Source organism: Sedimenticola hydrogenitrophicus, from assembly GCF_029017505.1.
Lineage (GTDB): Bacteria > Pseudomonadota > Gammaproteobacteria > Chromatiales > Chromatiaceae > Sedimenticola > Sedimenticola hydrogenitrophicus_A.
This window is the reverse complement of sequence record NZ_JAQGEI010000006.1, coordinates 1-26,021: the sequence shown is the minus strand read 5'-3', so window position 1 is coordinate 26,021 and position 26,021 is coordinate 1. Positions and strand designations below refer to the sequence as shown.

Here is a 26,021-nt window from a genome sequence, read left to right as displayed (position 1 = left end):
GATGATGGAACTGTTCTGGTTACTCCTGCCTGTAGCCGCCGCCTCCGGCTGGTGGGCCGCAAAACGCAGCACCTCCCGCCAGGAGGTGGCCGTGGCCGAGCGCTCTCCGGGTTATTTCAGCGGCCTGAACTACCTGTTGAATGAACAGCCGGACAAGGCCATCGACGTCTTTATCAAGATGCTTGAGGTCGACAGTGATACGGTCGAAACCCATTTGGCGCTGGGCAACCTGTTTCGCCGCCGTGGTGAGGTGGATCGCGCCATCCGTATCCATCAGAACCTGATCGCCCGGCCCATGCTGAATCGTGAACAGCGTGGCCAGGCGCTGCTGGAGCTGGGGCAGGACTACATGAAGGCCGGTCTGTTCGACCGCGCCGAGAGCCTGTTCAATGAGCTGGGCGAGATGAACATGTTCCAGGCCCAGGCGCTGGAAAACCTGTTGACCATCTATCAGCAGGAGAAGGATTGGGATAAGTGTCTGCAGGTGGCCAGGCGCCTGGGACAGCGGACCGGTAAAGCCCGCCGCACGGAGTGCGCGCACTACTATTGTGAACTGGCGGAAGAGGCGCGCCACCGTAAAGACCTGACCCGGGCCGCGCAACTGCTGAGGAAAGCGCAGCTCTCCGATGACGGGTGTGTCAGGGCAACCATTCTTCAGGGCGAGATCGAAGCGGCCAGCGGCTCGCCCAAAAGCGCCCTCCGCACATTACGACAAGTGGAGAAGCAGGACCCGGCCTATCTGTCGGAAGTGCTTCCCGCGATACTCGAATGCTATCGGGAGCTGGGCAACCGTGCCGAGCTGGGCAAGTACCTGCGCCAGCTCTATGAAAGGCACCACACCGTGAGCAGTGTCCTGGCGTTGAGCGATTTTATTCAGGAAGACAAGGGTGAGGAGGCGGCGATCCGGTTTTTGGCCGGTCATCTGCAGGACCATCCCAATCTCGGCGGCCTGGACCGGCTGGTCGGCCTCTCGCTGAGGGCGGGGAAGAGTGACGGCCTGGAGAGCCTGCCGATACTGCAGCAGATCCTGAACAAACTATTGGAAAATCGGCCGGCCTATCAATGTGTCAGTTGCGGATTCACGGCCAAGACCATGCACTGGCAGTGTCCCAGTTGCAAGTCCTGGAGCAGCATCAAGCCGCGTGACGAAATTGATGAAATATGACCCCGCTGTCTCCTGAATCCTGAACTGAACCCAGAACCAACAAGGCAGAATCCATGACCGCCGTATCGAAGCATCCCCGCATCATCGTCGCCCTCGATTACCCCTCCGCCGGCCCGGCGCTGGACCTGGTGTCCGGCCTCGACCCGGCCGCCTGCCGGCTCAAGGTGGGAAAGGAGATGTTCACCCGGCTGGGGCCGGCCTTCGTTGAGAAGCTGGTGGGCAAGGGCTTCGATGTGTTTCTCGATCTGAAATTCCATGATATTCCCAACACCGTGGCGGCGGCCTGCGAGGCGGCGGCCGACCTGGGCGTCTGGATGGTGAACCTGCACGCCTCCGGTGGACGCACGATGATGTCGACGGCGCGGGAGCGGCTGGAATCGCTGGCCCATCGACCGCTGCTGATCGCCGTGACCATCCTCACCAGTCTCGGCGAAAAGGATATCGCCGAGGTCGGATTTTCCGGGGCGCCGGCGGACAACGTGATCCGTCTCGCCCGACTGGCGTCCCAGTCCGGTCTGGATGGTGTCGTCTGTTCACCCCTGGAGGCGGGGGAGGTGCGGCCGCTGGTGGGACGGGATTTTCTCCTGGTGACCCCGGGAGTGCGCCCGGCCAGCGCGGCCCGGGACGACCAGAAACGGGTGATGACGCCGCTGGCGGCGCTGCATAACGGCGCCGATCTGCTGGTCATCGGCCGGCCGATCACCGCGGCCGCTGATCCCCAGGCGAGCCTCGACCAGATCCAGCAGGAGATTGCCGGATTCGCTGGAGTCTGACGGAGCACGTCGGCAGCCCAGGAGTCCGTCGGACTCCTGGTCGCCTGACTCCGGGAACCATAGGGCGGGCCGTGCCCGCCGATGGCGCCCAGGGGGCGCCCCATGACTGGTTTTTGGAGTAGGATACGGTTCGTGCCTCACTGGCATCCTGCAGGCCCAAACGACAACAAAAGCGCCGCCTATGCTGTACCTTTACCATAGCAATCGACTGGAGCGGCTGGCTGACCAACTGGCCGACACCCTGCGCCGGCCAGCGGCCGATCCGCTGGCGCCGGAGACCATCGTGGTCCAGCATCCCGGGATGGGGCGCTGGCTCTCCCTGCAGCTTGCCCGACGTCTCTCCATTTGCGCCAATACGGTGTTCCCGTTGCCGGCCGGTTTCATCTGGCAGCTGCTTCGGCAACTGCTGGTCGATGTGCCGGAGAACGACAGCTTCAGGCCGGAACTGATGCAGTGGCGGCTGTTTGAGCGGTTGGCCAAACCGCTGCCGGGGCGGGGCTTCGAGCCGTTGCAGCGTTATCTGGCGCGTGATGATGAACTGACGCGCTTTCAACTGGCCGGTGAGATTGCCAACTGCTTCGACCAATATCTGGTCTATCGCCCCGACTGGATCGACCGTTGGCAACAGGGACGCAGTGCGGTGGCGGGCGACCATTGGCAGGCCGCGCTGTGGCGCGACTTGGTGGCCGGCCAGCGGCTGGAGCACTGGGTCGATCTGCTGCAACGGCTGGTCCGCGCGGCCGCGGACGGGCGCATCGACCCCGATCATCTGCCCGAGCGAATCTGCCTGTTTGCCCTGAACGCCCTCTCGCCCGGTTACCTGGAGGTGCTCGATCACGCTGCCCGCTGGATCGATATCCATCTCTTCCTGCTGAATCCGGCGGAAGGTTACTGGATGGATCTGGTCTCCGAAACCGAACGGGAGCGGCGTAGCCTGGAGGGCGCCGAGCAGGCGCTCTATCTGCAGGTGGGCAATCCCCTGCTGGCCTCCATGGGGGGGCAGGGGAGTGATTTCCTGGCGTCCCTGCTGAATCACGATACCGGTGCCGCGGAGGCGTTCTTTGACCCAGGTGAGGGCTGCCTGCTGCATCAGCTGCAGCGGGATATCCTGCGCGCCTGTGAGTCGGATGAGCCACAAACGCCGCGGGAGCCCCGCCGGGTCGATCCGGCGGACCGGTCGCTGCAGTTTCATCTCTGCCACAGCCCGATGCGCGAGGTGGAGGTGCTGCACGACCAGCTACTCTCCCGCCTTGCCATGGATGAGCAGCTGCAGCCGAGCGATATCCTGGTGATGACGCCGGATATGGACAGCTATGCCCCCTATATCGAGGCCGTCTTCGGCGAGTCGGGTGGGCGCAACCACATCCCCTATACGCTGTCGGATCGTAGCCAGATATCGGAGACACCCATCGTCTCCCTGTTCCTCCACCTGCTCACCCAGCCCGGGGGACGCTACCCGGTGGACGAGATCTTCTCCCTGCTGGAGCAGCCGCTGCTGCACCGCCGCTTCGGTCTCTCGTCAGGGGACTTGCCCCGCATCCGCCACTGGCTGGAAAGCGTGGTCATCCGCTGGGGACGGGATGGCTCCGAGCGGGCGGCGCTGGGCCTGCCCCTGACCGGCCAGAACAGCTGGCAGCAGGGTCTGGACCGCCTGCTGCTGGGCTATGCCTTGCCGCCCCCCGTCCCTGCTAGCACCGAGCAACTGTTTCAGGGGCTGCTACCTTGCGGAGAGGTGGAGGGGGCGGATGCGCAGATCCTGGCGGGACTGTACAGCTTCGTCACGGCGCTGTTTGAACTGGAGGGGAAGATCCTCGGGGCCGGTTCAGCAGCGGACTGGGAGATCCGTTTAAATGAACTGATCGACCATTTCTTCGCCCCCGATGAAGCCGAGACCCGGCTGGTTCAGACGCTGCGCGACAGCATCGCCCGCATGGCCGGGACGGCCGCGCTGGCCGGTTTCCAGGGGGCTATCTCGCGGGAGCTGGTGATCTCCCAGTTGCAGGACCAGTTCGCCTCACCCTCCGGCGGCCGGTTTCTCGGCGGCGGGGTCAGCTTCTGTGCCCTCACCCCGATGCGGGCCCTGCCGTTCCGGGTGATCTGCATGATCGGCATGAACGACGGCAGTTTCCCCCGCGAGCGGCGCCCGGTCGGCTTCAACCTGCTGGCGGGCCAGCGCCGCCCGGGTGACCGGTCGCGCCGTGCCGATGACCGCTACCTGTTTCTGGAGACCCTGATCTCCGCCCGGGAGCAGCTCTATTTCAGCTATGTCGCCCAGGATATACGGGATAACAGTCCGTTGCCGCCCTCGGTCCTGCTGAGTGAGGTGATCGACTATCTGGATGATCACTACACCACCCCGTCCAGACAGACCGCCTCGGAGCAGCTGAGCGTGCGCCATCCGCTGCAGGCCTTCAATCCGCGCTATTTTTTGCCGGATACGGGACTGTTCAGCTATGCCGAGGCCAATTGCCAGGGGGCAAAGGCCCTGCTGGCCCCGTCCGCCGCGCCAGCCCGGTTTATCCAGCAGCCGCTGACGCCGCCGGAGGAGCACTGGCGACAGGTCGAACTGACTCGCCTGATCCGTTTCTACACCAATCCGGTCCGCTATCTGCTGGCGGCGCGATTGGGCATCACCATCGCCTACGAACAGGCGCTGATGGAGAGTCGCGACCCCTTCGAGCTGGACTATTTTCAACGCAGCGAGCTGTTTCAGCGGCTGGTGCAGGCGTCACTGCAGGGCGACGATCCGGCGCAACGGCTGGCGCTGGAGCGTGCCCGAGGCATGCTGCCCCACGGGACCGGCGGGGTGGTGCTGTTCGAACGTCTGGCCGAGAGCGCCCGACAGTTTGCCGAACGGCTGCAGCCGTTCTATCCGGGGGATGAAGCCCAGGCCCTGGCGGTGGATTTTTCCCGTGGCAGCCTGCGCATGATGGGGCGCCTGGAACGGGTCTCCAGCGCCGGCCTGCTCGGTTATTCCCTGGAGAAATTACCCGATCCGCAACTGCTGGCCCTGTGGCTCAGGCACCTGCTGCTCAACGTCGCCGCCCCGGCGGCGGTGACGCCGGTCACCCGCTGGCTCAGCCGCGAGGGGCTGGTGACCCTGCACCCCGTCGCCGATGCGCAGGCACGGCTGGCGGAGCTGCTGGATCTCTACTGGCAGGGCCTGCAGCGGCCGTTGCCGCTGTTTGCCCGCAGCGCTCACAGTTACGCGCGAGCGTTACACGAGGGCAAGCCGCGCGAGTTCTGCCTGAAGCGGGCGCGGGACAAGTGGTTCGGCGGCTATCAGGGGTTCGCCGAATATGACAACCCCTATTACCGGCTCGCCTTTCCCGACGGTGAAGTGCTGGATGAGACGTTTGAATCCCTGAGTGAGCAGGTCTTCGCGCCACTGCTCGCGGCCATGGAGGTCGGCTGACATGCGGCGACTGGACCTGTTTGCGACCCCCCTCGACGGCATGAACCTGATCGAAGCCAGCGCCGGGACGGGCAAGACCTACACCATCACCGGGCTCTATATCCGCCTGATACTGGAGCAGGGCCTGACGGTGGAACAGATCCTGGTGGTCACCTATACCAAGGCGGCGACGGCCGAGCTGCGGGAGCGTATCCGCAGCAGAATGGTCCAACTCAAGCGGGCCGTGGAGGGCGATCGGGAGGACGGGTTCCGTGCGGCCCTGATGCGCGATCCGGACACCGCCGAGCTGCGCTTGCAGCGCCTGACGCTGGCCATCCTCAGTTTCGACAAGGCCGCCATCTTTACCATTCACGGCTTCTGTCAGCGGCTGTTGTCGGAAAACGCCTTTGAGAGCGGGATGCCGTTTCACAGCGAGCTGCTGCTGGATGAGCGGCCCCTGATGCAGGAGGTGGTGGATGATTTCTGGCGCAGCCGGATCCAGGATATACCGCCCGGCCTGCTCGGCTATCTGCTCGACCAGGGGCTGAGCCCCGACCAGCTGACCCTGGCCCTGCGCGGCAATATCAACAAGCCCTACCTGGAGATCCGGGGCCAGGCCATGCCGGCCGATCTGAGCGCTTCGGAAGCGGAGTTCTCTGCCCGCTTTGACGAGCTGCGCCGGCTTTGGCTCGCACAACGCGACGCGGTGCTGGATCAGCTCAAGCGTTGCGACGGTCTGAACCGGAACAAGTATCGCCCGGCCTCTATCGATAAATGGGCGCTGGCGATGGATCTCTATCTGCAGCCCACCCCCGGACCCCGCTTCAGCGAGCTGGAAAAGTTTTCCAGCACGGCACTGGCGGCGGCGCTGAACAAGTCGGGGCGGGCGCCGAATCACCCCTTCTTCGATCGCTGCGAGTCGTTGCTGCACGCCATCGACCGGCTGGACCGGCAGTACGAGCAGGCGCGCGTGGCCCTGCTCGGGGAGTTGATCCAGTACGCCAATGAGCAGCTGCGGCTGCGCAAGCAGCGGCTGCGGGTGCAATCCTATGACGATCTGCTGCTGAACCTGCAGACCGCCCTGGACGGGGAGCGGGGGGCGGCCCTGGTGGAGACCGTGCGCCTCGGCTACAGCGCCGCACTGATCGATGAGTTTCAGGACACCGATCCGGTCCAGTACAGGATTTTTCACCGGCTGTTTGTACAACAGCCCGGGCTGCTGTTTCTGGTCGGGGATCCGAAGCAGGCCATCTACAGTTTTCGCGGCGCCGATATCTTTGCCTATCTGCGGGCCGGCGCCGATGCCGGAAAGGGTTATACCCTGGATGTGAACTGGCGCTCCGTGCCACCGTTGATCGAGGCGGTCAACCGCCTGTTCGATCAACCCCAGGGGGGATTCCTGTTTCCCCAGATTCCGTTCCAACCCTCGCGGCCGGCCGAGACGGAACAGCAACGGCTGCTGGAGCTGGGCGGGGATGACGCCTGTTTCCGGGTCGGCTTCATCTCCGGCAAGCAGAGCAAGGAGCAGGCTTCGCAGATTGCCGTCGACTGGACCGCGCGGGAGATCGCCCGGCTTACCGGACTGGGGCCGGAACCGCGAGCGGGCGCGATCCGGCTCGGTGAGCGCCCCCTGGCGGGGGGCGATATCGCCGTGCTGGTGAGGACCCACCGGCAGGGGGAGCTGATCCGCCACGCCCTGGCCGTACGCGGGATACACAGCGTCCAGCGCGCCCAGCAGGATGTGTTCAAGACCCACGAGGCGAGCGAGCTGGAACGGCTGCTGCGGGCGGTGTTCGAACCGCAGCGGGAGGGTCTGGTCTTCGCCGCCCTCGGCAGCGATCTGCTGGGGGTGTCGGGGGACGCGATTGCCGGATTGGCCACGGATGAGGGGCAGCTGACCGCCTACCTGGAACAGTTCCAGCACTACCACCGGCTCTGGCTGGCCCAGGGCTTCATGCGCATGTTCCGCCATCTGATGCGCGAGCAGCGGGTGACCGGGCGGCTGTTGGGGCTCCCGGATGGTGAACGGCGCATGACCAATACCCTGCACCTGAGCGAGTTGATTCACCAGCAGGAGCGTGATAGCGGCGCCGGCATGGAGGCGCTCATCGGCTGGCTGAGCCGGCTGCGCCTGGGTGATCTGCCGGAAGACGAGCAGCGCCAACTGCGGCTGGAAAGTGACGACAACCTGGTACAGATCGTCACCATCCACAAAAGCAAGGGGTTACAGTATCCGGTGGTGTTTTGTCCGTTTGTCTGGGACGGTGGCGTGCGTGCCATCCGGGAGGGTGAGGGGTGCCGTTTTCACGATCCGCAACAGCAGGATCGGGCGGTGCTGGATCTCGGTTCGCCCGCCTGGCCGGAGGCCCGGCGGGCGAATCGGACCGAGACCCTGGCGGAGAGTCTGCGCCTGCTGTATGTGGCGTTGACCCGGGCCCGGCAACGCTGCTACATCACTTGGGGCGAGGTGAACGGGGCCGCGGAGTCACCCCTGGCCTGGCTGTTGCATCCGCCGCCCTCACCCGGTTCCGGGGACCCGCTCGAGGCACTGGCGGCCCATTTCCGCTCGCTGGATCAATCCCAACTGCTGGCACGCCTGCAGCAGTGGGCCGAGCCACTGTCCGGGCAGTTGCGGATCACCCCCTGTGAAGCGGCCGAAGCGGAGGTTGAAGCGGAATTTGAGGGGGAGGGCGGTGCCGGCTTGCCCGCTTCGCTTCGCCAGCAACGCCACCCTGCCGAGGGGTTGCGCGCGGAGCAGTTCACCCGGCAACTGGGCCGCGGGGCCGCCGTGACCAGCTTCTCCGCGCTGACGGTCGGCAGCGACCATTTTGATCGACCGGATCACGACGAAATCCCTGTTCAGATCCCTGTGCAGATCCCTGTTCAGATCCAGGTACCGACGGAGGCCCCGGTTGAACTCCCGGCCACCCGTTCCCGGTTCAGTTTTCCACGGGGCGCCAATCCCGGCAGTTGCCTGCATGCCATTTTCGAGCAGCTCGATTTCAGCCGCCACGGCCCCGCTGAACTCAGCCGGCTGGTGCAGCAGCAGCTCTCCGCTTATGGTATTGACCCGGTCTGGCGGGACGTGGTCTGCGACATGGTCGGCGATGTGCTCGATACCCCGCTGGAGCCAAACAGCGAGCGTCGCCTGCGCCGGATCTCCAAGGCGCACTGTCTGGTGGAGATGGAGTTCAACTACCCGGTTACACAGTTACAGGCGCCGCGCCTGGCCGTGCTGCTGACCGAGCAGGGTTTCGCGGAGTCGGAGGTGATGGCCCAGGCGGTCCGCCGGCTCGCCTTCAGCGACATCAGCGGCTACCTGAAGGGCTTTATCGATCTGATTTTTGTCCATGAGGGGCGCTACCACCTGCTCGATTACAAGTCCAACTGGCTGGGCGACCAGCCGACCGACTACAACCAGGCCAATCTCGTCTCCGCGATGGCGGACAACGGCTACTTCCTGCAGTACCTGCTCTACAGTGTGGCGTTGCACCGTTATCTCGCACAGCGGCTGCCGGATTATGACTATGAGCGCCATTTCGGCTCGGTCTACTATCTGTTCCTGCGCGGCATGTCCCCGGCCGGCGGAACGGAATTCGGTGTCTACCGGGAGCGCCCGGCGAAGCGCCTGATCGAGGCCCTGGATCACTATTTCACCGGACAGGAGGTGCCGGCATGAGCCAGGCGCTGGAGCTACTCCGTGAACTGAAGGCGCAGGCCCTGGTGACCGATCTGGACCTGCATTTCGCCACCCTCATCGGCCGGCTGGCCGCCGACCAGCGTCCCGAGCTGCTGCTGGCGGCCGCATTCACCAGTTTCCGGACCGGCGCGGGCGATGTCTGCCTGCAGCTTGCCGAGTGGAGTGGCCGCACGGTCGGCGGCACGCAAGGGCAGATTCGGCTCCCCGCCTGCGCGGAGTGGATGCACCTGCTGCTGCAGACCCCGGTGGTGGGATCGCCCGGCGACTACCGGCCGCTGATCCTGGATACGGCGGGGAGACTCTATCTGCAGCGCTATTGGGCGTACGAACAGCAGCTGGCCGATCTGCTCCTGGCGCGCAGCCGGGCCGACGTCGCCGCGGTTGACCCGGAACGCCTGCGGCAGGGGCTGGGACAGCTGTTTCCACCACAACCGGCGCTGGCGACCGACTGGCAGAAGGTCGCCGCGGCCGTGGCGGTACAGAAGCGCTTCTGCGTGATCTCGGGGGGGCCGGGTACCGGAAAGACCAGCACGGTGGTGCGCATTCTCGCCCTGCTGCAGCAGCAGGGCGGTGAGCGGCCGCTGGTGATTGCCCTGGCCGCGCCTACCGGAAAGGCTGCTGCCCGCCTGCAGGAGTCCATCCAGCAGGCGCGGGCGCATCTGTCGGCTGCCCCCGAGCTCGACGCCATCCCGGCACAGGCGATGACCCTGCATCGGCTGATGGGGAGTCGCCAGGACAGCGTGCAGTTCAGGCATGACGCCGACAACCCACTGCCGGTGGATGTGCTGGTGATCGATGAGGCGTCGATGGTGGATGTGGCCCTGATGTCCAAGGTGGTGGCCGCCCTGCCGGCCGAGGCGCGCCTGATCCTGCTGGGCGACCGCAACCAGCTCGCCTCGGTGGAGGCCGGCGCAGTGCTGGGCGATATCTGTGGGGATGACCCCGGATTTACCGCCGATTTTCAACAGCAGCTCGCACGCCTGACCGATCAGGCGCTAGCCGCAGAGACGGCGGCGCACCAGCCACTGGCCGATGCCGTGGTGCAGCTGCGGCACAGCTACCGTTTTGGCGGGCACAGCGGCATCGGGCGGCTCGCCGAGGCGGTGAACCGGGGTGACTGCGAATCCGCACGGCAACTGCTGGAGCGGGAGGAACTGGCGGATATCAACCTGCTCGCCGGGTCGAGCGACCCGCTGACGATTGCCGCGTCGGCCTACAGTCATTACCTGAAGCGCATTGCCGAGGGTGCCACGGAGGCAGAGGTGTTTGCCGCCTTCGACAGCTTCCGGGTACTCTGCGCGCTACGTTCGGGGCCCGCCGGTGTGGCGGAGCTGAATCTGCAGATCCGGCAGCGCCTGGAGACGGCCGGCCTGGTTGCCCACGGGGTGGCATGGTATCCCGGGCGCCCGGTACTGATCACCCGTAACGACCATAATCTGAAACTCTACAATGGCGATGTCGGCATCCTGTTGCCGGGCGAGGCGGAGGAGATGCAGGTCTGTTTTCAGACGTCGGACGGTGTGCGCCGGGTGAGTCCCGCCCGGCTGCCACCCCATGAAAGCGCCTTCGCCATGACGGTACACAAGAGCCAGGGTTCGGAGTTTGGGCGGGTGCTGCTGATCCTGCCGGGGCGGGAGAGTCCGCTGCTCACGCGTGAGCTGATCTATACCGGGCTCACGCGAAGCCGGCGCGAATTTATCCTTTCGGATGCGCACGGCCTGCTTGCCCCGGCAATAGCCAGACGTACCAGGCGAGCCTCCGGATTGCGCGAGAAACTTTGGGGGTAGGGAAGAAAGCCAGGGTCGCAAGTGTGACGCCTATCACCCTTACCGGGAAATATCCCCGATGATGGGGGGATTTGTGAGTCTTATCACCGCAAAAAGTGCTAAAAATGACGAAGATCAGTTTTCAGATTCTGATTACTTGCCTTTCCTACTAAATCGGAAGATACTCATGCCGCTATTTAAGAAAGTTATAACTTTCCAGAAGAAAAAGAGGGGTAGTAGTCCTCTGAGTCCGGATAGGCGAGAGGGTTTTCAGCGACCACACACAGAGGGATGGATCGTAGAATCCAGGTGGTCGAACTTCAGGGGGCGCGGGTCGAGGGAACGACTGTCTCCGAAATTGAATAATTGGGGATAGGGTTCGATGCACAACATCATGGTGCTCAACGCAAAAGGTGGCTGTGGGAAAACAACAATATCCACCACGCTGGCCTGTTACTTTGCCGGGCAGGGCTACAAAACGGCCCTCATGGATTACGATCCCCAGAACTCCAGCCACCACTGGCTGGATATGCGTAAACCCTCCCAACCTCAGATCCGTTCCATCGATGCCGCCCGCCCACGTGCCGGGATGACCCGCACCTGGCAGCTCCATACCGGAGTGGAAACCGAAGTAGTGGTCATAGACACCCCGGCCGGGGTCACCGGTGGACGACTGGTGGAACTGTTCAACAAGGCGGACAGCATCCTGATACCGGTCATGCCCACCGTCATCGATCTGCAGGCAGTGGAAGGATTTCTTACCGAACTGATGCGTTTTGCCAAAAACCGGCTGCATGGCAAACGGGTCGCCATGGTCATCAACCGGGTACGTTTCAAGACCGCGACCTATGAGAAAATCGAGGCACTGTCCGCCAGGTTGGGGATACCTTTGATCGGATCGCTGCGTGATACCCATAATTACGCCATCGCCATGGAAACCGGCATGGGCATCTGCGAAATGAAGAGCGGCGTTACCTCCAAGGACCGCAAACAGTGGCAGCCGATAATCAACTGGCTGCACGAGGCCATTCCCGGCAAGGAACCGGGGCAGGCAACGACGTTCAGCGAGTCACCGGGGTGGCAGCCGGAAGCCAAAAGCGTCGCGCTCTCCTGATATTGCCCTGATTTTCCTGATACTGCCCTGATATTACAGCGCCGCCCTGGAACAACCGTTCCAGGCGGGATGTTTTCCTTCCAGATTTCATACAGTACTTTTTCTACTGCCCTTATAAATATAAATTTGGGATAACCCATTCATCCATGTGGTAGGGTATGCCCTGAATTTATACTGGATGCGATGCCGTTGCCCGTTCGGTCAAAGTCCTGATCAAGTGGCACCAGAGACGGGTTCCATGACCGGACCGGAGGCCCATCCCGCTGATTTCTATACTTACCCGATTGCATGATTTTTGGTGTGGGCGGGCGAAGATAATATTTAACGATAAATTGTTCTAAGGAGATCTAGAGAGATGATCAAGCCTGTCGGATCCGATGCCCTTCAGCCGCTCTTTGTCTACGACACCGATAAACACCATGCGCTGATGCATGAGGCCGAGTCTTTGCCCTCGGTGATTATCAGCTCCCAGGCCGCGGGTAACGCGGTGATGCTGGGTGCCGGCTATTTCAATCCCTTGCAAGGTTACATGACCGTCGGCGACGCCATGGGCTGTGCCGAGCAGATGAAAATGACCGACGGCAGCTTCTTCCCGGTGCCCGTGCTCTGTCTGCTGGAGAGTGTGGACGCCATCCAGGGCGCCCGGCGTGTCGCCCTGCGCGACCCGAATGTGGAAGGCAATCCGGTCCTGGCGGTCATGGACATCAATGCCGTCGAGGAGGTATCGGATGAGCAGATGGAGGTGATGACCCGACGGGTCTACGGCACCACCGATCCCGAGCACCCCGGGGTGGACGCCTTCAACAGCCAGGGTCGCCTGGCCATCTCGGGCCCGATCCAGGTGCTGAACTTCAGCTATTTCCAGACCGATTTCCCGGACACCTTCCGTACCGCGGTTGAGATCCGTAATGAGATCCAGGAGCACGGCTGGGAGAAGATTGTCGCCTTCCAGACCCGCAATCCGATGCATCGCGCCCATGAGGAGCTGTGCAAGATGGCCATGGATGCGGTCAAGGCCGATGGCGTGGTGATCCACATGCTGCTGGGCAAGCTGAAGCCGGGCGATATCCCGGCGCCGGTTCGGGACGCGGCGATTCGCAAGATGGCGGAGCTCTATTTCCCGCCCAACACCGTCTGCATCACCGGTTACGGTTTCGACATGCTCTATGCCGGTCCCCGTGAAGCGGTGCTGCACGCCTACTTCCGCCAGAATATGGGCGCGACCCACTTCATTATCGGTCGTGACCACGCCGGTGTGGGCGACTATTACGGTGCCTTCGATGCCCAGACCATCTTCGATAGCGAAGTCCCGGCGGGTGCGTTGGATATCGAAATCTTCCGCGCCGATCACACCGCCTACTCCAAGAAGCTCAACCGGGTGGTGATGATGTGCGATGCACCCGATCACAGCAAGGATGACTTCGTGCTGCTCTCCGGCACCAAGGTGCGTGAGATGCTGGGACAGGGCATGGCACCGCCGCCCGAATTCTCCCGGCCGGAAGTGGCTGAAATCCTGATGAATTACTATCAGTCGCTGAACTGATGGTCGTCCCCCCTCTGGCGCGATCGCGTCGGAGGGGGGCGTGTTCCCGCTATTTGTCCAGGGATGGCCGGGAGCGGGTTTGATTCACACGCTCCCTGTACCCCCTCAATCAATACCTGCCACGCTCAGAGAATGCGCCCGCATTTCCTGCAGAGTCTCAACCCGAAGTCATCCAGCGTAGCCCGGATTTCCCCCGGCCTGGGTCTGTGTGCCTGCGGGGGTCCCGGGGGGCGGGCCCATCCAGGTGACAACGCTCTCCGCCGGCTGAGCGGTCAGCGTGTTGGCTATTCGACAGTGTGATATTTCAGCAGCTAAGATGCAGGATACTTTTTGACCGGTAATGGCAAAAGAACAGGAGGAGTGCGTAGATGAAGATTGAAACAATCGCAATACACGGGGGCTATGAACCGGATCCGACCACCAAGGCGGTTGCGGTGCCGATTTATCAGACCACCTCATACGCCTTTGACGATACCCAGCATGGCGCCGATCTGTTTGATCTGAAAGTCCAGGGGAATATCTATACCCGTATCATGAACCCGACCACCGATGTGCTGGAGAAGCGGGTGGCGGCCATGGAGGGCGGTATCGGGGCCTTGGGGCTGGCCTCCGGCATGGCGGCGATCACCGACACGATCTTCACCCTGTGCGAGGCCGGTGACAATATCGTTACCACCACCACCCTCTACGGCGGCACCTATAACCTGTTTGCCCACACCCTGCCGCAGCTGGGGATCGAGGCCAGGTTTGCCGATCCCAAGGACGTGGATGGCATGGCGGCACTGATCGATGACGGCACCAAACTGGTGTTCTGCGAGTCCATCGGCAATCCGGCCGGCAACGTGGTGGACATTGGCGCCATGGCGGATATGGCCCACGCCCACGGCGTGCCGCTGGTAGTGGACAACACCGTCCCGTCCCCTTATCTCTGCCGTCCGTTTGAGCACGGCGCGGATATCGTGGTACACGCCCTGACCAAGTACATGGGCGGTCACGGCACCACCATCGGTGGCGTGATCGTCGATTCAGGGAATTTCCCCTGGGCCGAGCATGCCGACCGTTTTCCGCGCCTGAACCAGCCGGATGTCTCCTATCATGGCGTGGTTTATACCGAGGCCCTGGGGCCGGCCGCCTTCATCGGCCGGGCGCGGGTGGTGCCGTTGCGCAATATGGGCGCGGCGATCTCACCGTTCAACAGCTTCCTGGTGCTGCAGGGGATCGAGACGCTACCGGTGAGAATGGATCGGCATTGCGAAAATGCCCTGGTGGTCGCCAACTATCTGCAGTCCCATCCCCAGGTGGAGTGGGTGCGCTACGCAGGGCTGGAGGGCAGCCCGGACAAGCCCCTGGTGGACCGATACATGGGGGGCAGGGCGTCCGGTATCCTCTCCTTCGGAATAACCGGTGGCAAGGAGGCGGGCGGGCGCTTTATCGACGCACTGGATCTGGTGGTTCGGCTGGTGAATATCGGCGATGCCAAGAGTCTGGCCTGCCATCCGGCCACCACCACCCATCGTCAGCTGAATCCGCAAGAGCTGGCCAGGGCGGGGGTGAGCGAGGATCTGGTGCGGCTGTCGATCGGTATCGAGCATATCGACGATATCATCGCCGATCTTGATCAGGCGCTGGCAGCCTCGCGCTGAGTCTGAGCCCGGTGGACCGGCTTCAGCCGGCCCACCGGTATTCGATAGCCGAGAGCTCCGGGAGGTGATGCCTGTAAGTGCTCATCCAGCCCTGACGGCACTACTACTCAAGGCGTTTTATACGCTCCGCGAGGATCTCCTCGGCTTGCTTCACCTGTTCCAGGGTCATGACGGAGGAGGCGGTCAGCTTGAATTTTTCCGCATATTTATCGCCGCCATGTTGCGCCAAACCAAACCAGATATAGGCGTTGGTGTAGTCCTTTTCGGTGCCCACGCCATAGAGATAGAGCCCGGCCAGCTTGCCGTAGGCATCCACATCACCCGCCTCGGCCGCTTGTTTATATTGGTTGAAGGCTTCCGTGTAGTCGCCTTTTTCATAGGCCGCGATGCCCGCTTCCAGGTCGGCGTGGAGCGGGGCGGAAACGAGTATTGCCAAGGCGGCGCCAAGTAGATATGTTCGGTATGGTTTCATGATGTCGTCTTGCGTGGTAAGAAGCGCCCATTCTAATCCAATCAGGCCGCCGTTAGAAGGAGCACCCAGTGCGGCATGCCGTTCCCCCGACTTACCCGGGTGCCGGGTCGGTCGCGCTTGTTGAGGTGGGCGTCTTGTTGAGGTGGACATCCATCTGCGGATAAGGGATAGAGATCCCGTTATCGTCAAAGGCCAGCTTGATCCGTTCGGTCAGATCGAACCTCACATCCCAGTAGTCGCCGCACTTGACCCAGGGTCGGACATGGAAGTTGACACTGCTGTCCGCCAGCTCGCCAACCACCACCTGCGCCGCGGGCTCCTTGAGTACGCGCTCATCCGCTGCCAGGATATCGCCAAGCAGCTGTTTGACTTTGCGGATATCATCGTCATAGCCGATACCAAAGACCATATCGACACGCCGCGTCTCCCGGGCGGAATAGTTGGTGATGTTGCCACTGTAGATGGCCCCATTCGGCACGATGACTTCCCGATTGTCTCCGGTACGCATGATGGTGCTGAAAATGCTGATGGTCTCCACCACACCGGCGGTGCCGCCCGCCTCGACAAAATCGCCCGCTGTGAAGGGACGGAAGATGATCAGCATCACCCCGGCGGCAAAGTTCTGTAATGAGTCCTTCATGGCCAGGCCGACGGCCAGGCCGGCGGCTGCCAGCAGGGCGATCAGCGAGGTGGTATCCACACCCAACTGGTCCAGCGCGGCGACGACGATGAACAGCAGCAACAGGGCGTGAAGAATGGGGACGACAAAATTGACCAGGATTACGTCCATTTTGCTCCTGCCCAGCAACTTCTTGACTATCCTGAGCAGAATGTTGGCGACCCAGCGACCAACGAAGAAGGTGCCCAGTGCCAGGATGATGTTGATGCCCCAGGGGATGGCGAAGTTCGACATCAATGTCTCAAGATCGATGAATTCCGGCATGTCAGACTCCCAGTGACTTATTTTGCTTGATTTGTTGTCCGTTCGAAATATAGCAGACAATTGTCAGTGAAGGTCACACAGATAAACTTACCTGATTACCTACCAGACTCCACTAAGGTCAGATACCGGTTATAAAGCCGCGAATGAACGCGAATAAACGCAAATAGCGCGATTTATCCTGTTTGGGGGAATAGCGGCTTCATCCAGGCTACGGTGCTTGCCGGCGACGTAGGATGCAGGTGAGCTTGCGAACCGCATCATTCGCGGTATGGCTTGATGCGGTTCGTGCCTCACCGGCATCCTACCCTGGGCAGCGTGGTTTGTAGCCCGCTGGGGTGAGCCCGCGAACCTCAACAACCTTATTCGCGTTCATTTGCGTTTATTCGCGGCTAAGATTTTTTCTTGATGATGGCTGAGTTAGATGGGTAATCAGGTAAAGTTATGGTGGGCTAAGTGCAGCGGTCTCAGGGGGCGAGCTCTTCGACCAGCAGCTCGATCGACCTGTCATCACTGCTTGCGGTTTGGGCATGTTTGAGAATCTCATCGCCGTTGCGCGCCGCTGCCCGGGATACCCCGCCGATGGTGATCCACTCACCCAGCCGGCCGGATACCACGGTGTGTGCCTGCTGAATCTCATAACGGCCTTGCTGGTTGCCGGGACGTGTCAGGTGCGGGCTGATATCAAGCGTTACCATCGATCCATTGATTCTCGGGACCACGTAGAAGCCGCTGGTCACATCCTTGTAACGGGTGGTCAGCTGTTGATGCACGGTGTTGTTGTTGATAATGGTGGTCTGCTCGGCAATCGGCACCGACTGCCCGGTGGCGATGAACGCAGGATGGCCTTCCAGCACCTGCAGGGTATGGGTGGCATCCAGGTGACTCCGGGTTCGCGTCTCTTTGATCCGCAGGCGCAGGCCGCTGTCCTGGGGATTGCCGACTATGACTTTGGCCTGTTTTCCGATCATGCCGCTCACGTCCGCTTGAGTCGAGCGCTGTGATACCTGGCTGCCTGCGGACTGTCTGACGGAGATCTGCAGCCTCCTGGGGGGCTGATCGAGACGCCGCAGGATCTTCTTTATCTCCGCCAGGTTGTTTGGAGAGGTGCGGATGATCAGTTGATCATGCATGCCGGCGATAGAGCCATCACGCGCTATGAAGGGTTGGAGTAGCGGGATCATCTCGGCGACGGGACGGCTTTTCAGCTGGATGATTTCCAGTGGATAGTCGGCCAGGACCTGGCCGCTGCAGATGAGCAATATCAGTGGAAGTATGAATCTTTTCATCGGGCTGCCTTGCGGGTGGGGTAGTGCCTCGGCCAGGATCAGATATAGAGCCGGCGCAGGCTGCTGTCCTGCTCGCTTCTCTCCCACACCTCGGTAAAGAATTCGGTCAACAGTTTTGATTCGAGTGGATCGCAGAAGTTTACCTCGCCTTCATAGCGCTCGGCCACGCGCCGTCGGATATAGCCGACCCGGTCCGCAATCAGGAAATTCTCCGGATGGTCGATATAATCGGCATGGGGGCGGCGGATCTCGATTTTGCTGGTGAGTCTCCTGGCGAGGTCGATTAGCCGATGTCCCTCACTGCGGACACGTTCACTGTCCTGGAGCAGGATGCGAATGCCGGTTCCGCGGCACTCGATGGCGAGCCGCTTCACGGCTTCAAGAAACCCGATCTGGTCGTAGAGGGGTTTGTCCAGGTCATAGGTAAAGATGTCGAGGTAGTATTTCGCCTGCTGCGCCATCTGCTCGCTTGCCTCGCTGAACTGGGTACGGCCCTGCAGGCGCATACGCTCCCCGCTTGCCCCCAGCACCAGGGATTCCATGTCGCGCTTCGTCTGGTCGTTCATTGTGACTCCTGTCAGGCCCGGGTACGGCGCGGGTCCTGTTCCATGCGTTGATGGGCTATGCCGGCTTCCATAAACTCTTCACCCACAGAGTGAAATCCATGCCGGAGGTAGAATGCAATCGCCGCTTTCTGGGCATTGAGGAACAGCGGTTTCCGTCCGTCGGCGTGGGCCGCTCGCAACAGTTGGGTCAGCAGGGCGCTGCCCACGCCCCGATTGCGCCACTCCGCCACCACGGCCATTCTGCCGATCTGTCCCGCTGGGGTGACGCGGCCGGTGCCAATACCGTTGCCGTCACTGTCCGTGGCCAGCACATGCAGCGCGGCCGCGTCCTGGTCATCCCACTCCAGCGCTTTCGGTACCCCCTGTTCCGTGATGAACACCGATTCCCGGATGGCGCGCAACAGGGGTCTACTCTGCTCCCAGTCAACCTGGCTGATGGTGAAGTCACGCGTGGGCATCTGCGCTCCCGTTGAATCTCCCAAGGCCCCTCAAGTATAGAGGACACAGCTCCCAAGCTGAACCGCTGGCGGCCCGTTGGACTCAAGTTTCCAGGGTCATGGCCGATGGATGCGTTGTGGGTGTTGGATGTTGTCGTTTTGGACGTGCCGCGAGGTGAGGATTAACGGCAACGGCCCGGGTAAGGATTTTGCGGGAGGGTGGCCGTTGCCATCAATCTTCGGATTCAATACTGGTCGAGTAGGCGGCGGATGGTTGTGTTGATGTTCACAAAAAATACGCTTGGTTCCGCCGCCCGTTGTGGGGTCGCCCGATTTGTGCGCTCTGCACGGTGAAGATGGCATACGCGTACCAATGGGCTCCTGCCGAACGCCCCTGTGGGGCGACTGATGGCGGGAAACTGTCCCGGACTGGCTGGACGGGCTATGATTGGAGCTGCAGGCCACCAGTGAAAGTTGACAACAATTCGTTTGGCAGGCGTCTCGGATTGCGCGCGGCACAGCGCTATATCCTGATGATGTTGCGCCGCTGGTCGGTCGATGGGGCAAGGGGAGCAAGCTTGGGTGTGGTACTGAAACGGCGGGTCAGCGCGGTGATGGGGGCGGGATTGCTGTTTTTCTCCGTTTCGGTAGGCGCTGATATCTATAAGTACGAGGATCGCCACGGCAAGCTCTATTTTACCGACCGTCCCATGAAGGGGAGTGGTTATCGTCTGCTCCAGCACTCGGTGAGCGGAAAGAAAAAATCTTCCGGCTCAAGGATCGATATGGCGTCGAGCGAGCGCAATCGCCGCCGCTATACCCCAATGATTGAGGAGGTCGCGCGCAAGGTCCGGCTCAGGCCCGAGTTGTTGCATGCCGTGGTCAAGGCGGAATCCGCATATGACCCCCGCGCCCTTTCACGTACCGGGGCCAGGGGGTTGATGCAATTGATGCCGGGGACGGCAAAGCGGTATGGTGTGTATGACAGCTGGGACCCCAAGTCCAATCTGATCGGTGGAGCCACCTATCTGCGGGATCTGCTGCTGATGTTCAACAATGATCTGCGTCTGGCCCTGGCGGCCTATAATGCGGGTGAAAATGCGGTGAAAAGGTTTGGCAACAGTATCCCGCCTTACCCCGAGACCGAGGCCTACGTGACCCGCGTGCTCGATCTCTACCGGGAGAACCAGGCGTCGGGCCATGTGACCGCCCTGAACTGAAACTGAACCGGGGCAGCCATTTTACACGCGCCAGTCTCCGATCAGGCTACCGAGGGTCGTCTTGTCCGTGTCCGATATATCGATGACATGGAAACCTATCCAGCGCTGGTTCGATCCCTCCATCTCCTGGACCCAGAGACTCTCCGCTCCCAGCCGGATGCTATGCGACCCGGCGCTGCCCGGTGCAAAGACGATCTTAAACTGGAACACATAATTTTCCGGCAAGGCCTTCTCGGTGATCATCATGAATCCGCTGGAGGATATATTCACCAGTGTGCCGATGAACTCATTCGACTCAGCGTCAAGGATATCAATTCGGCTATTGCAGGTTTTTCTTGGCTGGGAACGTTTCTCGGGCATTACCGTTTTCCTTGTTTGAGCCTAACCGGCGGAGTGCAGGCCGATCGATTTTTGTAGAACGGCATGGATGGCTTTCAGTGCCTTACTGACAAAGGGGATGCCAGTGGGTTCAATCATCCTTGCCTTGCCCGAGCAGAGCTGCTTTGCCAGCTCTTCGGAAGGCGTGATGTAGGCCTGGATACCAAACCGGTCCACGAACATGAATTTGTGGGTGATCGGGCTGAACCAGGAGAGCTTCAGGCGGCGCAGCTTATCATGTTCATCCACCAGTTCAAACCAGGTGCCGAACCTGACGTCGCGTAATTTGACCAACATCCGTTCCTCTTCGTCGCTCGGCGTGGGGGCGGCCGGATGCGCCGGCGTGGGCTTTTTTGCACCGCTGATGGGCTTGATGACCGGTTGCGATATCCCGACTTGCCCGCCGGGTTTCTGCTTGACTTCGGGGGCGGCCGGCTGCTCCGAGATAACCGCGGTGAGCAGTTTGAACAGGGCATTGCTATCGGCATGATGGTAGTTGCCCAGCGAGTCCAGGCCGGTCTGGATGTGCTGAACCAGGTTTTTCTGGTTCTTGATCAGCCACTCCCGTGCCCTGGGATTGTGTCGGGCATCGATCACCCGGACCAGACTGTCGATAACCGCCAGGACGGAGGTCCACTCCTTGCTTGATTCCGCCTCCGGGTCGCGCAGCAACATCAGGATCATCCGGTCCAGCCAGGCGTGGTTGAGGAAGCGCTCAAGGACCGGATGCAGATGGCGTCCCCTGGTCCTCTGCTCGATCTCCTCCCGGGCCCGTTTTCTGGCCGTCTCCAGTCGTTCCCGACCCTTGGCGGCCTCCTGATTCCGTTCTTCGAGTATTTTCGCCCGGGACTCCAGCTCAGCGGTCTGTTTTTCGAGCTTGTAGAGCATTTCGTCAAAGATCGAGAGTTCGTTCTTGAACTCCGTCAATACAGTCTTCACCAGTTCCTGCATCGGGTAGTAGATGCCGCGTCGCAGGTCCTCTTCATCGATCCAGCGCTTGCCGGCATCGATCATCAGGTTCAGGAGTTTTCTGGCGGTGTGCGCTTCATCGGTCAGAAAGGCGCGGTCCAGGATGGCAATCTTCAGATAAGGGGTGTGCAGATGACTGATCAGGGCCTTGGCGATATTGGCCAGTCCCTCCTCGTCGAGCACCTGATCAAACAGCATGCCGACCAGCTCGATGGTATCCAGGTCCGCTGAAGGGATGGTGCTTCTGTCCAACTCGTTGAGCAGTTTGGTTCTTTCCGATTCCAGGGTTCGGCGGACACTCTGCAGTAGGGCGGTATCCAGTTCGATGGATTGCGGTAGGCCTTCATTGTGCTCCGGCACCGGAAGATAATCCGCCTGGGAGTGCGGTTGCACCTGCTCAATCGCCTGCACGATGGCCGAGGCGCTCTTCAGCTGGGCGGTATTGCCGCCGGGAACCCGCTCGGGATGGTTGCTGTAGTCGGGATCGGCCGCCCGCCGGGCGGTCAGCAGATCGTGGATCGACTGGAACAGCTCCTCGCCCAGCACCGCGCTGCCAGCCGCTGGTGCCGCCTGCCGGGTGGCGGCATGCGCGGGTCCGGCATCGGACGGTCCGGGGTGGGGCGGTTCCATCGGATGCGTGGCAGCGCCGTCCGCCGGGGCCTGCCTGGCGGTCGGCGGAATAATCGAGCTCAGTTTCAGATTGGGGAAGATGCCGGCTTCGATCAGCTTGTCATTCAGGTTGTTGTAGATGCTTTTGGCGTCACCCATGACAAATTTTCCGAACAGGAAGTAGACGATCAGCTGGATCTGCTTATCCACATCCAGTACCTCTGCCGCCTGCTGAAAGGCGATTGCGGTGTGGGCGGGGCAGGCGGGTATGTCGTCTTCGGCCAGTTTTTTGCCGCCGCGCAGCACCGCCAGTCGTTTGCCCAGGGCGTACAACTCCTGATAGCAGTCGGACTGGGCCTTGGAAATCATGCTCTGGATGGCGATGTGCTTCTCCAGCGCATCGTTATCGACCACCTTGAGTTCGATTTCAATGGCCTCTTCGGTCGGGGCGTCGGGATAGACAATGGGCTTTCCCTGGACGAAAAGCTTGAATCCCTGTTCGATGGACTCTCTGAAATCGTGTTCTATGGCGTCCCTGAGAGAGAGGATGTGGTTGACGGCTTCAAAAAATCGTGCCTGTGAGGTGTTGGTCTCCGCCTTTTTGGCAAAATCGAGAAAAACCGGTTCGATCTGTTGAAAAAGCTCGTTCAGCTGGGTGGTGAGGTAGACCATCGCCATATCCCTGCACTCACCCAGCAGTTGTTGGCGTTTTATTTCCGCCTGGGCGGCCCGGGGTTTCTCGGATAACTCTTCCATAGGCGACTTCCTTGACTCCAACTAGACGGTAGCATGTGCTTAATAGCGTAGCGACCAGGTGCTGAAGCGCTTTAGTTATACCTGACGCTGTCCATCTTTACCCATATTGGTTTTTCTTGGCAAGAAAACGGATAAGAGGGCAGGGCGTTCCCCTTAATATAGTGCCAGGAGGGTCCCCGTGCCCCGGAATCGGGCGATACAGACCGGAAAAGAATATAACTCTCATTGGCCGCACCTGCTCCGATAGGACCTCGGGCGCAGGGAGAGTTGTATATTCAGGCGCGGTTCAGGAAGCCTCCCCTATCCTGTGCTCAACGGTGAGGGATTGGGCTCTCGCCTCTGATGACCAAAAGGAAGCAATCATGAAAAAGAGCACTGTTTTTCTAGCCATGAGTATCATCATCGCCCCCGGCCTGGTGCTGGCGGGTAATGGTTTCCACGACAAGGCTCGGGTAATCAGCAGCCAGCCGCTCTATGATATCGTACGGGTCAATCAACCCGAGGAGCGCTGCTGGAATGAACGGGTCCGCCACCGCGGCGGTTACCGCAGTGACTCATACACCCCGGGCATCGCCGGTGCCATCGTCGGTGGCGTGGTCGGTAATCAGTTCGGTAAGGGCAGCGGCAAGGATGCCATGACCGTAGCGGGTGCGCTGTTAGGGGCCTCGGTCGGCAATGACCTGGGCAAGCGGCCGACCCAGGGCTACGTCACCAGCGAACGGCGTTGCGAGGTGGTGGATCACTACCGGGAGCATGAGGAGTTGGTCGGTTATGATGTAAAATACAAATACAAAGGCCAGGTGTTCCATACGCGTACCGACCGGGATCCGGGAAAATTCATCGAGGTGCGCGTTTCAGTGGTCCCGGCCGGTGGTTACGACCGCGATTTTCGGGAATATGACTGAAAGTCCGATTAACAGCCGTCCCGCAGGAGGACTGTATGGTTTCGATACGACAGCGCCGGTTGCTGGGTGGGCTGTTGCTGGCCGGCATGCTCTTCAGCCTGCCGCTGGCGGCCCAGCACAGCGGCCCGGGTGACCGGGGAGGCAGAAACGGCGTGGATCTCGACACGACGGTGGAACGGATTCGCAAGGAGACCGGCGGTCGGGTGCTGCATGCCGAAACGCTGGAGAATGAGGGTAACCGGGAGCATCGGGTGCGGATCATTGACGACCGGGGCAAGGTGCGGCGTTATCGGGTGGATGCCGGTTCCGGACAGAAAGTGCCCCCCGGCCAGCGGCGGCGCTGAGGAGTCGCCATGCGTATTCTGGTGGTGGAAGATGAAGCCCCGCTGAGACATCAGCTACAGCAGCGCCTGGTGGCCGAGGGGTATTCGGTGGATGTGGCGGAGGATGGCGAAGAGGGGCGCTATTTCGCTGAGGAGTATCCCTTCGATCTGGCCATTATCGATCTGGGGCTTCCCAAGCTCTCAGGGATTGAACTGATCCGTGGCCTGCGTCTGCGCCAGGTCGGTTTCCCGATATTGATCCTGACCGCGCGGGATAACTGGCAGGACAAGGTCGAGGGGCTGGAGGTGGGGGCCGATGATTATCTGGTGAAACCGTTCAACATGCAGGAGCTGCTGGCGCGGCTCAATGCCTTGTTGCGCCGCTCGGCCGGATTCGCCTCACCGCAGATTGCCTGGGGACCGATTGAACTCAACACCCTGCACCAGGTGGCCACCCTCAACGGCCAGGAGGTGGCGTTGACCGCCTATGAATACAAGGTACTGGAGTATCTGATGCTGCATGCGGGTAAGGTGGTTTCCAAGAGTGAATTGACGGAGCACATCTACGATCAGGACTTCGACCGCGACTCCAATGTGCTCGAGGTGTTTATCCGCCGGCTGCGAAAAAAGTTTGATCCGGACGGCCAGCTGCAGCCGATAGAGACGCTGCGTGGCCGCGGTTACCGCTTTACCCAAAAATTCCCCGCAGCCTGATGCGGTCGATCCATGGCAGACTGTTGCTGGCGGCATCGGTGGTGCTTGCGGCGTTTCTGGGGCTAGGGGCGGTGGCGCTCGATCGCGCTTTCCGGGACAGCGCGGAGAGTGCCATACAAACCCAGCTGATGGGGCAGATCTACGCTCTGCTTGGGGCCGCCGATACCGATGTGCAGGGACGCATGCGGCTGCCGGAAACCCTGCCCGATCCGCGCTTTGCCAACCCCGCGTCCGGACTCTATGCCCAGGTCAGGGGCGAGCAGGGGCAGTACCAGTGGCACTCCCCTTCCGCGGTGGGTCGCCAGTTTCCCATGCGCACCGATATCCCGCCGGGGAGTTCCCTGTTTCAGCTCCTGCCGGCAGATGAATCCCTCTATCTGCTCAGCTATTCCCTGCTCTGGGAGGACGATAGCGGTGCCGAGATCGCCTATCTGCTGGTGGTCGCCGAGAGCGCTGTCGGTGTGCAGAAGCGCGTTGCCGCCTTCCGCCAGACCATACTGCTCTGGTTGGGGGGGGCAGCGCTCATTCTGCTGCTGGTACAGGGAGCCGTGTTGCGCTGGGGACTCAAACCGCTGCGGGCGGTGGCGGCCGATCTGCGCATGATCGAAACCGGCGCCCGTGAGCGTCTGGAGGGGGAGTATCCCCGGGAGTTGCGCCGGCTCACCGACGGGATCAACTCCATGATCCGTCACAGCGTCGCCAGTCGGGACCGCTACAGAAACCGTCTGGGCGATCTGGCCCACAGCCTCAAGACGCCGCTGGCGGTGCTTCAGGGGGCGGCCGAGGGCGAAGATCCCCGGTTGTTGCGGGAGGCGGTGGCCGAGCAGGTGCCGCGGATGAACGAGATCGTACAATATCAGCTGAAATCCGCAGCGGCGGCCGGGCGTGGGGCGGGGCTTGGTCAGAAGACCGCGTTGCGTCCCATTCTGGACAGGCTGGTCAGGACCTTGCAGAAGGTCTATCGGGAGAAGTCGATCCACTGCCGCTGCGAGGTGGCGGCGGATCTGCTGTTCCCCGGGGAGTCGGGTGATCTGTTGGAGTGTCTGGGAAATATTTTGGAGAACGCCTTCAAGTATACCCATACAACGGTTGCCATCTATGTCGAAGCGGATCGGACAGATGCGAAGGCGGCGGGAATCCGTCTCTCTGTGGCCGATGACGGACCCGGCATTCCTCCCGAGGTGAGGGAGCGGGTGCTGCGTCGGGGCGAGCGCGTGGACCAGCGGATCCCCGGCCAGGGCATTGGACTCTCCGTGGCCGGTGAGATCGTGCACCTGTACGGTGGGGAACTCGAGATCGGGGAGAGCACCCTGGGCGGGGCCTTGATCGGCATCCGGATGCCGGG

20 protein-coding genes are annotated in these 26,021 nt (G+C 61.6%); 13 read left to right on the top strand and 7 right to left on the bottom strand.

Features of this window, described 5'->3' with window-relative positions; genetic code table 11:
- Position 1 precedes the first annotated feature (1 nt).
- The 8 genes from lapB (at position 2) to O9K64_RS04910 (ending at position 15,098) form a co-directional block, all read left to right on the top strand.
- Positions 2–1,165 (top strand): lipopolysaccharide assembly protein LapB, encoded by a 1,164-nt coding sequence (gene lapB, locus O9K64_RS04945; RefSeq protein WP_275096973.1) that lies wholly within the window; start codon positions 2–4, stop codon positions 1,163–1,165.
- A 53-nt stretch (positions 1,166–1,218) separates the two neighbouring features.
- Positions 1,219–1,938 carry an orotidine-5'-phosphate decarboxylase gene (gene pyrF, locus O9K64_RS04940; RefSeq protein ID WP_275096972.1) on the top strand — a complete coding sequence of 240 codons (720 nt, stop codon included), beginning with the start codon at positions 1,219–1,221 and terminating at the stop codon, positions 1,936–1,938.
- A 181-nt stretch (positions 1,939–2,119) separates the two neighbouring features.
- Positions 2,120–5,353 carry an exodeoxyribonuclease V subunit gamma gene (gene recC / locus O9K64_RS04935; protein WP_275096971.1) on the top strand — a complete coding sequence of 1,078 codons (3,234 nt, stop codon included), beginning with the start codon at positions 2,120–2,122 and terminating at the stop codon, positions 5,351–5,353.
- 1 nt (position 5,354) lies between these two features.
- Positions 5,355–9,011, top strand: a complete 3,657-nt coding sequence (recB, locus tag O9K64_RS04930; protein WP_275096970.1) for an exodeoxyribonuclease V subunit beta — start codon at positions 5,355–5,357, stop codon at positions 9,009–9,011.
- Positions 9,008–10,819, top strand: coding sequence for an exodeoxyribonuclease V subunit alpha (gene recD / locus O9K64_RS04925; protein WP_275096969.1), 1,812 nt, complete (start codon positions 9,008–9,010; stop codon positions 10,817–10,819). The genes recB and recD overlap by 4 nt, the downstream gene beginning before the upstream one ends.
- Before the next feature lie 361 nt (positions 10,820–11,180).
- Positions 11,181–11,912 (top strand): AAA family ATPase, encoded by a 732-nt coding sequence (locus tag O9K64_RS04920; protein ID WP_275096968.1) that lies wholly within the window; start codon positions 11,181–11,183, stop codon positions 11,910–11,912.
- A gap of 355 nt (positions 11,913–12,267) precedes the next feature.
- The gene (sat, locus tag O9K64_RS04915) at positions 12,268–13,455 is read left to right on the top strand and encodes a sulfate adenylyltransferase (RefSeq protein ID WP_275096967.1); all 1,188 of its coding nucleotides are present in this window, start codon (positions 12,268–12,270) and stop codon (positions 13,453–13,455) included.
- A gap of 368 nt (positions 13,456–13,823) precedes the next feature.
- Positions 13,824–15,098: a bifunctional O-acetylhomoserine aminocarboxypropyltransferase/cysteine synthase gene (locus tag O9K64_RS04910; protein WP_275096966.1), complete on the top strand. Its 1,275-nt coding sequence runs from the start codon at positions 13,824–13,826 to the stop codon at positions 15,096–15,098.
- 103 nt (positions 15,099–15,201) lie between these two features.
- Here O9K64_RS04910 and O9K64_RS04905 read toward each other — a convergent pair whose 3' ends face one another.
- The 5 genes from O9K64_RS04905 to O9K64_RS04885 all read right to left on the bottom strand — a co-directional run bounded on the left by O9K64_RS04905 (position 15,202) and on the right by O9K64_RS04885 (position 18,823).
- A complete protein-coding gene (locus O9K64_RS04905) occupies positions 15,202–15,570 on the bottom strand; it encodes a hypothetical protein (protein ID WP_275096965.1) in 369 nt (122 codons plus the stop codon).
- Between the two features lie 91 nt (positions 15,571–15,661).
- Positions 15,662–16,513 carry a mechanosensitive ion channel family protein gene (locus O9K64_RS04900; protein WP_275096964.1) on the bottom strand — a complete coding sequence of 284 codons (852 nt, stop codon included), beginning with the start codon at positions 16,511–16,513 and terminating at the stop codon, positions 15,662–15,664.
- Between the two features lie 464 nt (positions 16,514–16,977).
- Positions 16,978–17,799 carry a hypothetical protein gene (locus tag O9K64_RS04895; RefSeq protein ID WP_275096963.1) on the bottom strand — a complete coding sequence of 274 codons (822 nt, stop codon included), beginning with the start codon at positions 17,797–17,799 and terminating at the stop codon, positions 16,978–16,980.
- A gap of 38 nt (positions 17,800–17,837) precedes the next feature.
- Positions 17,838–18,365, bottom strand: coding sequence for an acyltransferase (locus tag O9K64_RS04890; RefSeq protein WP_275096962.1), 528 nt, complete (start codon positions 18,363–18,365; stop codon positions 17,838–17,840).
- An 11-nt stretch (positions 18,366–18,376) separates the two neighbouring features.
- Positions 18,377–18,823, bottom strand: coding sequence for a GNAT family N-acetyltransferase (locus O9K64_RS04885; protein ID WP_275096961.1), 447 nt, complete (start codon positions 18,821–18,823; stop codon positions 18,377–18,379).
- 446 nt (positions 18,824–19,269) lie between these two features.
- Here O9K64_RS04885 and O9K64_RS04880 point away from each other — a divergent pair, with 446 nt between their 5' ends.
- Positions 19,270–20,022, top strand: coding sequence for a transglycosylase SLT domain-containing protein (locus O9K64_RS04880; RefSeq protein WP_275096960.1), 753 nt, complete (start codon positions 19,270–19,272; stop codon positions 20,020–20,022).
- Between the two features lie 21 nt (positions 20,023–20,043).
- Here the strand turns inward: O9K64_RS04880 and O9K64_RS04875 are convergent, their stop codons facing one another.
- Positions 20,044–20,382, bottom strand: coding sequence for a PilZ domain-containing protein (locus O9K64_RS04875; RefSeq protein ID WP_275096959.1), 339 nt, complete (start codon positions 20,380–20,382; stop codon positions 20,044–20,046).
- Between the two features lie 21 nt (positions 20,383–20,403).
- Complete coding sequence (locus O9K64_RS04870; RefSeq protein WP_275096958.1) at positions 20,404–22,734, bottom strand: DUF1631 domain-containing protein; 2,331 nt, start codon at positions 22,732–22,734, stop codon at positions 20,404–20,406.
- A 362-nt stretch (positions 22,735–23,096) separates the two neighbouring features.
- Between O9K64_RS04870 and O9K64_RS04865 the strand changes: the two genes are divergently transcribed.
- From O9K64_RS04865 to O9K64_RS04850, 4 genes are all read left to right on the top strand, one after another.
- Entirely contained in the window at positions 23,097–23,639 is a 543-nt protein-coding gene (locus O9K64_RS04865; protein WP_275096957.1) for a glycine zipper 2TM domain-containing protein, read from the top strand.
- A gap of 35 nt (positions 23,640–23,674) precedes the next feature.
- On the top strand, positions 23,675–23,983 hold the full coding sequence (locus O9K64_RS04860; RefSeq protein ID WP_275096956.1) for a PepSY domain-containing protein: 309 nt from the start codon (positions 23,675–23,677) through the stop codon (positions 23,981–23,983).
- A 9-nt stretch (positions 23,984–23,992) separates the two neighbouring features.
- Positions 23,993–24,676: a response regulator transcription factor gene (locus O9K64_RS04855; protein ID WP_275096955.1), complete on the top strand. Its 684-nt coding sequence runs from the start codon at positions 23,993–23,995 to the stop codon at positions 24,674–24,676.
- The coding region (locus tag O9K64_RS04850; RefSeq protein WP_275096954.1) for an ATP-binding protein at positions 24,676–26,021 on the top strand (1,346 nt) is incomplete at its 3' end. The genes O9K64_RS04855 and O9K64_RS04850, both read left to right, overlap by 1 nt.